We start from the raw sequence: 7,888 nt of genomic DNA, 5'->3' as shown, positions 1-7,888 counted from the left end.
TGCCGACGCCACTCGCAGCATCCGTGAGCAGGGTCTCGCTCCGGAGTCGCCCGGCGAGACCGGTGCCCCCCGCCAGGCCGCCCAGCGTGCCGCCGAGGCGCGCTATATCGACGACTGGACCCGTCGCGTCGAGGCCTACGGCAATCGCGTGCATCCGGCGCCGCGTCATCTCCAGGGGCAGCTGCGCATTCGGGTGGTGATCGGCCGCGACGGCGAGTTGCGCCAGGCGGAGGTGATACAATCGTCGGGACATTCCGAACTCGACCAGGCGGCGTTGGATACCGTTAACGGTGCCGGCCCCTATCGTCCCTTCGATGCGGGCATGGGCAACCTGGACTCGCTCTCCATCACCCGCGTCTGGCGGTTCGGCCAAGGCAACAATTTCGGCGTGCGTTAGGACCGCCGGGGAGTCTCATGCAATCCGTGGAAAACTTCGGCCTGAAAGATCACTTCCTGCTGGCGATGCCGCACCTGGAAGATCCCAACTTCGCCGGCAGCCTCGCCTACCTGTGCGACCATGACGAGAAGGGCACCATGGGGGTGATCATCAACCGCCCCCTCGAGCTGACCCTGGAGGCACTCTTCGAACAACTGGAGCTGGGCGGCGAGGAGAGCCCGCACCGCAACGCGCCGGTCTACTACGGTGGTCCGGTGCACAAGGACCGCGGCTTCATCCTGCACCGCGGCTCTAGCGCCGACTGGGATTCCAGCATCCAGGTCACCGAGGAGATCGCCCTGACCACCTCCATGGACATGCTCCAGGCGCTGGCCGCCGGCCGCGGCCCCGAGCACTTCCTGGTGTGCCTGGGCTGTGCCGGCTGGGAGTCGGGCCAGCTCGAGGCCGAGCTGCTCGACAACGCCTGGCTCACCGTGGAGGGGCGCGGCGACATCCTCTTCGAGGTGCCGCCGGAGCAGCGCCTGGGTGCCGCCGCCGGGATCCTCGGCATCGACCTCAACCTGATGACCCGCGAGGCGGGGCATTCGTGAACCGGACGCGACGGATGGCAGGAGGGCGTTGATGGCCAGGCAGGGCGAGCGGTTGATCCTGGGCTTCGACTTCGGCACCCGGCGCATCGGCGTGGCGGTCGGCAACGAACTGCTGGGCAGTGCCCGGGAGCTGGACCCGCTGCCGGCCCGGGAGGGAATTCCCGACTGGTCGCGGGTCGGGCGGCTGGTGGAGGAGTGGCAGCCGGACCTCTTCGTGGTGGGCCTGCCGCTCACCGCGGCGGGCGAGGAGCAGGAGATGAGCACGCGCGCCCGCAAGTTCGGCAAGCGCCTGTTCGGCCGCTACGGGGTACCCTGCGAGATGGTCGACGAGCGCGGCTCCACCGGCGAGGCCAAGCTGATCGCCCGGGAACGCGGCCATCGCGGCAGCTGGCGCGATGAGGGGGTCGATGGCATCAGCGCAGTGCTGATCGTCGAGCGCTGGTTTGCCGCCCGGGAGGGGCTGCCCGGCCAAGGGCCGGTGCAGCGCTGACGCCTCAGGCGGCGTCGGGACGCGTGAAGTCCTGCACCGAGACGCCGGCGAACTTCTCCAGGAAGAACACCAGGGTGGCGGGGTGGTGGAAGCGCTCCTCGAAGCTCTCGCGCTCGGCGTGGCGGCGGCGAGTCACGCTGGCGTGGAACCCGTCGCCGTCTCGGGTCACCGTGACTCGCGACTCGCGCTGCCCGTCACTTGCCTCGGCCTGCAGCGGGCCGTCACCCTCCTCCAGCAGCGCCTCCAGCCGCCGGGCGGCCTCGAGCTCCTCGGGCGTGGCCCAGAGGGCCTGGTCGCGGTCGCCGTAGCGATACAGGATCACCACCAGCAGTGCCGAGAAGATCGCGCTGGCCAGCATCCAGGTGAGCAGCTCGCCGGAGAGCGACAGGTTGAGCACCGCCCACAGCTGCACCACGGCCGCCACCGCCAGCAGCGCCGCCAGAGGTCGCCACATGCGTGGGTTCATGAAGCCGCGCTTGAGGATATAGCCCCACAACCCCACCACCGCCATGGCCCCCAGGGCCAGCTGAGCCAGCGACAGCGCGGTGCCGCCGCCGGCCAGCAGGGCGATGGCCCCGACCAGCAGCAGCACGGTGTAGAAGAGTGCCAGGAGCCGATAGGCGCGGTGCAGGTTCATGTCGTGGTGCCTCTTGCCGCCAAGGGGAAGGATCACCCCTCAGCATAGGCGAGAGCGGCGAAACTGCGCGTTGCTTACAGTGCCGGGTCGTCAACGCCCACGCGCGGCGGCACGAACCAGCGTACCGGGCGCAGCTCCTGCTCGATCAGGTTGTCTACCTCCAGCAGGGTGGCGAAGATCGCCATGCGCACCGGGATGCCGTTGTCGGTCTGGCGGAAGATCGCCAGGCGCGGGTCGCCGTTGAGGTCGATGTCGAGGTCGTTGGCCTCGGGTCGGCTGTCGCGGGGCAGCGGGTGCATGACCAGGGTGTCGCGCCCGCAGCGGGCGTCGAGGAAGGCGCGGTCCACGGTGAAGTCCCGGGAGAGGCTGAAGCCCTCGCTCATCTCGGCGGTGAAGCGCTCCTTCTGGATGCGCGTGGTGTAGACCACGTCCACGTCGGCATAGTCCTGGGCCAGGCTGTCGCGCTGCTCGATGCGATGCCCCCGGGAGGCGACCAGGTCGACCAGGTGGCTGGGCATCTCCAGCCCCGGCGGCGCCACCAGGGTGATGCGCATGGGGGCATAGAGCGACAGCAGCTTGATCAGCGAGTGCACGGTGCGCCCGTACTTGAGGTCGCCGGTCATCAGCACGTGGGCGCCGGCCAGTCCCTTGCCCAGGCGGCTGAACTCCTTGTCGATGGTGTAGAAGTCGAGCAATGCCTGGCTGGGGTGCTCGCCGGGGCCGTCGCCGCCATTGATCACCGGCACATGGGTGGCGGCGGCGAACTCTGCCACCGACCCGAGCTCCGGGTGGCGCATCACGATGGCGTCGCAGTAGCCACTCATCACCCGGCTGGTGTCGTAGAGCGACTCGCCCTTGGCCATGGAGGAGAAGGTAAAGCCGGTGGTGTCGCAGACACTGCCGCCCAGCCGGCAGAAGGCGGCGTTGAAGCTGACCCGGGTGCGGGTACTGGCCTCGAAGAAGAGGTTGCCGAGCACCGCCCCTTCCAGCACCCGGGTGACCTGGCGCCGCTGGGCGATGGGCTCCATGCGGGCGGCGACCCGCATCAGGTGATCGACATCGTCGCGGGACAGGGAATCGACGGAGAGCAGGTGGTGACTCATCGGCGTGGCCTCGGCTGGGGCGAATGGACGGCCGCCAGTGTACTCCGTCGCGCTGATGGCTTCACGGCCCGGCGCCGCTACCACACCTCCGGGGTGCGCCCCCCCAGCCGGGCGGTGATCTCGGCAGCGGTATCGCGCACCAGCTCGCCGAGTTCCAGCAGGCGCGTCTCGGGGATGCGTGCCACCGGGCCGGAGACCGAGATGGCGGCCAGTGGGGTGCCGTGCTCGTCGTGGATGCAGGCGGCCACGCAGTGCAGGCCGATGGCGTGCTCCTCGCGATCGCAGGCGAAGCCCTGGCGGCGGATCTCGGCCAGCCCCTCGCGCAGCGTCTCGGGGGTGTGCAGGGTGTTTTCGGTGACGCGAGAAAGCCCCTGCTCGGCGAGGATGCGCTCGAGCTCGTCCTCGGGTAGCCAGGCCATCAGTGCCTTGCCTACGCCGGAGGCGTGCAGCGGGGCACGAGAGCCCAGCCGGGTGATCATGCGCATCATCTGCGGCGATTCGCTCTGTGCCAGGAACACCGCGGTGCCGTCATCGCGGATGCCGAGGTTGGCGGTCTCGCCGGTCTGGGCGGTAAGGCGGCGCAGGAAGGGACGGCTGGTGCCCACGAAATCACGGGCCTCGAGGAAGCTGTTGCCGATCCGGAAGGTCTTGACGTCGATTTTCCAGACACCTAGCTCGCTGTCCTGGGTGACGAAGCCCTGGCTCTGCAGCGCCTGCAGCAGGCGGTGGGTGGTGGAGGGGGCCAGGTCGGCCTGCTCAGCGAGCTCGGAAAGGGCCAGGCCGCCGGGGTGGCCGGCCAGGCGCTCCAGCAGGTTGAGGCCGCGCACCAGCGACTGGCTGTGGCCGCCGCTGGCCTTGCCCGATCCCGCGGGGCGCCCCGCCGTCCTGCGCTTGACTTCACTCACCCTGAAACTCCTTATGCCTTGGCTTCGCTGGCACAGGATACCTTGTCGGCGCGCGCCTGTCGCGTCTGCGGAAATCACTTCCACTAACCCATTTGCGCGGCTCCTTGGGTGCTCAGCGGTCCTTCCCCCCTCAACGGTCTTTCCATACTGGGCGACGCTTCTCGATGAAGGCGTCGATGCCCTCGGCCACGTCCTCGGCCAGCATGTTGCCCGCCATCACCTCGCCGGCGAAGGCGTAGGCCTCGTCCAGCGGCATGCGCAGCTGGCGCTGGAACATCGCCTTGCCGGTGCGCACCGCCACCGCGCTCTTGGCGCAGATGCTGGCAGCGAGCTCGGCCACCGCCTCGTCCAGCTGCTCGTCGTCGGCAACGCGGTTGACCAGTCCCCAGTCGCGGGCGGTATCGGCATCGATGAACTCGCCGGTGAACAGCATCTCCATGGCGCGCTTGCGGGCCACGTTGCGTGACAGCGCCACCGCCGGGGTGGAGCAGAACAGGCCTGCGTTGATGCCGGAGACGGCGAAGCGCGCCGAACGGGCCGCCACCGCCAGATCGCAGCTGGCCACCAGCTGGCAACCGGCGGCGGTGGCGATGCCCTGGACCCGGGCGATCACCGGCACCGGCAGCTCGACGATGGCCTGCATCACCCCGGCGCAGCGGGCGAAGAGTGCCTGGAAGTAGTCGCGGTCGTCGTCATGGGCGCGCATCTGCTTGAGGTCGTGGCCGGCGCAGAAGGCGCGACCCTCGGCGGCGAGCACCACGCAGCGCACGTTGCCGTCGTCGGCGAGTCTCGCGAGCTCGGCGCCCAGCGCCTCGAGCATCTCCTCGGAGAGGGCGTTGAAGCTCGCCGGGCGGTTCAGGGTCAGGGTGGTCACGCCGTCGGCGTCATGGCGCCGTACCGGTGGGGTGGTCTCGCTCATCTGGGGCTCCTGGTTGTTGTTCAGGCGTTCAGGCCTTGTCTCATCGAGGCCACAGCCTAGCGCGCCAGGCCATCTCCGTGCACTGCGACCAAGGGGGCGCTCGCCCTGCCGGCTCCCGAACGCAAGCCGCCGCGTCGGAGAGACGCGGCGGCGGGGCTTTCAGTACGGCACCGGGGTGGCGGGATCAGGCGTCCTGGCCACCGTCGGAGTAGAGCACGCGCACCTTGAGGGTGTGCGTCACCTGGCGCAGGGCGTCCAGCGCCTGGGGGCCATAGGCCTTGTCGACGTCGATCACCACGTAGCCGACCTTCTCGTTGGTCTGCAGGTACTGGCCGGCGATGTTGATGCCGTTCTCGGAGAGCACCCGGTTGATCTCGGAGAGCACCCCCGGCACGTTCTCGTGGATGTGCAGCAGGCGGTGCTTGCCCGGGTGGGACGGCAGTGCCACTTCGGGGAAGTTGACCGAGGTGACGGTGGTGCCGTTGTCGGAGTAGGTGGCCAGCTTCTCGGAGACCTCGATGCCGATGTTCTCCTGGGCCTCCAGGGTGGAGCCGCCGATGTGGGGGGTGAGGATGACGTTCTCCAGGCCGCGCAGCGGGCTCTCGAACTCCTCGTCGTTGCCCTTGGGCTCCACCGGGAAGACGTCCACCGCGGCGCCGTTGAGGCGCCCCTCGCGGATCGCCTCGGCCAGGGGCTCGATCACCACCACGCTGCCGCGGGAGGCATTGATCAGGATGGCGCCCGGCTTCATTCGCGCGATCTGCTCGGCGCCGATCATCCAGCGTGTCGACGGCAGATCGGGAACGTGCAGGCTGACCACGTCGGCGCGGCCGAGAAGCTCGTCGAGGCTGCCCACCTGGCGGGCGTTGCCCATGCCTAGCTTGGCGACCACGTCATAGTAGATGACGTCGAAGCCCAGCGACTCGGCGAGCACCGAGAGCTGCGAGCCGATGCTGCCGTAGCCGACGATCCCCAGGGTCTTGCCGCGGGCCTCGTGGGAATTCTTGGCGCTCTTCAGCCAGCCGCCCTGGTGGGCGCGGGCGTTCTTCTCGGGAATGCCGCGCAGCAGCATGATCGCCTCGGCCAGCACCAGTTCGGCCACCGAGCGGGTGTTGGAGTAGGGCGCATTGAACACCGGGATGCCGCGAACCAGGGCGGCGTCGAGGTCGACCTGGTTGGTGCCGATGCAGAAGCAGCCCACGGCCACCAGCTTCTCTGCGGCATCGAATACCCGCTCGTTGAGCTGGGTCCGCGAGCGGATGCCGATGAAGTGGACGTCGCGGATCTTCTCGATCAGCGCGGCTTCATCCAGCGAGGTGGGCAGGTGCTCGATGTTCGAGTACCCGGCGTTGCGAAGATTGTCCACCGCGGTCTGGTGGATGCCCTCGAGCAGCAGGATCTTGATCTTGCTCTTGTCCAGGGACGTCTTTGCCATGGTCGAATCAACCCCTTCCGGCGCGAGCCGCATGCAGTGTCAGAAACTGGTGAGGCCACCATCTTATCACAGCGGAAAATGAGCCAGGATGAAAATGCTGCGCTGCTCATATGAGCCAGATGCAAGTTTACGGCGTCACAGAGGCCAGCAGGCGGCGGGGCAGACGACCCCCCGGGGGGAGCGTGTATACTGTCGCCCCTTGGATGATCTCTTTCTGACTTTCGGGGCGGTTTAAAGGAGCAGCATGGCAGAGCGCAACGAGCGGTCCCGTGAGCCGCAGGCCGACGACACCGCGAGCGGTGACTTCGCCGCCACCGTCGAGCGGCTCGAGGGCCTGGTGGCACGACTGGAGTCCGGCGAGCTGTCGCTGGAGGACTCGCTTGCCGCCTTCGAGGAGGGAGTGAGGCTGACCCGTGATGCCCAGCGTCGCCTCGACGAGGCGGAGCTCAAGGTGCGCACCCTGACCGAAGGCACCCAGGGCGGTATCGAGCTCGAGCCCTTCGTGCCGCCGTCGGAGGGCGATGGTGAACGCTGACACCCTGACCACCCTGCTGGCCGCCGATCGCGCGCGGGTAGATGCCCGCCTCGAGGCGCTGTTTGTCGAGCGCACCGCTCCCGCACCGCGCCTCGAGGCCGCCATGCGTCACGGCGTACTGGTGGGGGGCAAGCGGTTGCGCCCGTTGTTGGTCTATGCCGCCGGCCGCGCCCTGGGGGCCGAGGAGGCTACCCTCGACGCCCCGGCCATGGCCATCGAGCTGATCCACGCCTACTCGCTGGTCCACGATGACCTGCCGGCCATGGACGACGACGACCTGCGCCGCGGTCAGCCCACCGTGCACCGCGCCTACGACGAGGCCACCGCGATCCTCGCCGGTGATGCGCTGCAGTCGCTGGCCTTCGAGGTGGTTGCCCGTGCCCGACATCCCCGCCTGGCGGCGATGATCGCCAGCCTCGCCGAGGCGGCGGGGCGCGACGGCATGGTGGCCGGACAGGCGCTGGACCTCGATGCCGTGGGCGGCCACCCCGATGTGAATGCCCTGGCCACCATGCACGCCCACAAGACCGGGGCGCTGATCCGTGCCGCGGTGCGCCTGGGCGGGCTGGCCGCGGTGGCCGAGGACGATGCCCGCCTGGCCGCCCTGGATGCCTATGCCCGGGCCATCGGCCTGGCCTTCCAGATCCACGACGACGTACTCGATGTGATCGGTGACACTGCCGTCCTGGGCAAGGCCTCGGGGGCCGACGCCGCCCGCGACAAGCCCACCTATCCGACCCTGCTGGGTCTCGAGGGCGCCCGCTCCCGGGCGGCGGGGCTGGTCGAGGAGGCCGTCGCCGCCCTGGCGCCGCTGGGCGAGGCCGGATTGCCGCTGGCGGCGCTGGCCCGATACATGATCGAGCGTGACCACTGACAC

10 protein-coding genes are annotated in these 7,888 nt (G+C 69.2%); 5 read left to right on the top strand and 5 right to left on the bottom strand.

What is annotated here, in order from left to right:
* The 3 genes from LWH48_RS13485 to ruvX all read left to right on the top strand — a co-directional run.
* The coding region (locus tag LWH48_RS13485; RefSeq protein ID WP_232912976.1) for an energy transducer TonB at positions 1-397 on the top strand (397 nt) is incomplete at its 5' end.
* 17 nt (positions 398-414) lie between these two features.
* Complete coding sequence (locus LWH48_RS13480) at positions 415-987, top strand: YqgE/AlgH family protein (protein WP_232912975.1); 573 nt, start codon at positions 415-417, stop codon at positions 985-987.
* 31 nt (positions 988-1,018) lie between these two features.
* Positions 1,019-1,477, top strand: coding sequence for a Holliday junction resolvase RuvX (ruvX, locus tag LWH48_RS13475; RefSeq protein ID WP_232912974.1), 459 nt, complete (start codon positions 1,019-1,021; stop codon positions 1,475-1,477).
* 4 nt (positions 1,478-1,481) lie between these two features.
* Here the strand turns inward: ruvX and LWH48_RS13470 are convergent, their stop codons facing one another.
* From LWH48_RS13470 to serA, 5 genes are all read right to left on the bottom strand, one after another.
* Positions 1,482-2,114, bottom strand: coding sequence for a hypothetical protein (locus tag LWH48_RS13470; protein WP_232912973.1), 633 nt, complete (start codon positions 2,112-2,114; stop codon positions 1,482-1,484).
* Positions 2,115-2,188: 74 nt separating this feature from the next.
* Positions 2,189-3,217, bottom strand: a complete 1,029-nt coding sequence (locus tag LWH48_RS13465; protein ID WP_232912972.1) for an aspartate carbamoyltransferase — start codon at positions 3,215-3,217, stop codon at positions 2,189-2,191.
* 77 nt (positions 3,218-3,294) lie between these two features.
* Positions 3,295-4,122 carry an HTH-type transcriptional regulator BhcR gene (gene bhcR / locus LWH48_RS13460; protein ID WP_232912971.1) on the bottom strand — a complete coding sequence of 276 codons (828 nt, stop codon included), beginning with the start codon at positions 4,120-4,122 and terminating at the stop codon, positions 3,295-3,297.
* A 130-nt stretch (positions 4,123-4,252) separates the two neighbouring features.
* The gene (locus tag LWH48_RS13455) at positions 4,253-5,041 is read right to left on the bottom strand and encodes an enoyl-CoA hydratase (RefSeq protein WP_161431728.1); all 789 of its coding nucleotides are present in this window, start codon (positions 5,039-5,041) and stop codon (positions 4,253-4,255) included.
* Between the two features lie 184 nt (positions 5,042-5,225).
* Complete coding sequence (serA, locus tag LWH48_RS13450) at positions 5,226-6,476, bottom strand: phosphoglycerate dehydrogenase (protein WP_232912970.1); 1,251 nt, start codon at positions 6,474-6,476, stop codon at positions 5,226-5,228.
* Between the two features lie 244 nt (positions 6,477-6,720).
* On the opposite strand from serA, the gene LWH48_RS13445 reads away from it, so the two are divergent.
* Together LWH48_RS13445 and ispA are read left to right on the top strand one after the other, a co-directional pair.
* On the top strand, positions 6,721-7,011 hold the full coding sequence (locus tag LWH48_RS13445; protein WP_213311750.1) for an exodeoxyribonuclease VII small subunit: 291 nt from the start codon (positions 6,721-6,723) through the stop codon (positions 7,009-7,011).
* Positions 6,998-7,885 carry a (2E,6E)-farnesyl diphosphate synthase gene (gene ispA / locus LWH48_RS13440; protein WP_232912969.1) on the top strand — a complete coding sequence of 296 codons (888 nt, stop codon included), beginning with the start codon at positions 6,998-7,000 and terminating at the stop codon, positions 7,883-7,885. The genes LWH48_RS13445 and ispA overlap by 14 nt, the downstream gene beginning before the upstream one ends.
* Positions 7,886-7,888: the final 3 nt, after the last annotated feature.

This window comes from Halomonas sp. G15 (assembly GCF_021282295.1).
Taxonomy (GTDB): Bacteria; Pseudomonadota; Gammaproteobacteria; order Pseudomonadales; family Halomonadaceae; genus Halomonas; species Halomonas alimentaria.
Note: the sequence above shows the minus strand (reverse complement) of the source record. Positions and strands in the feature narration are given on the sequence as shown.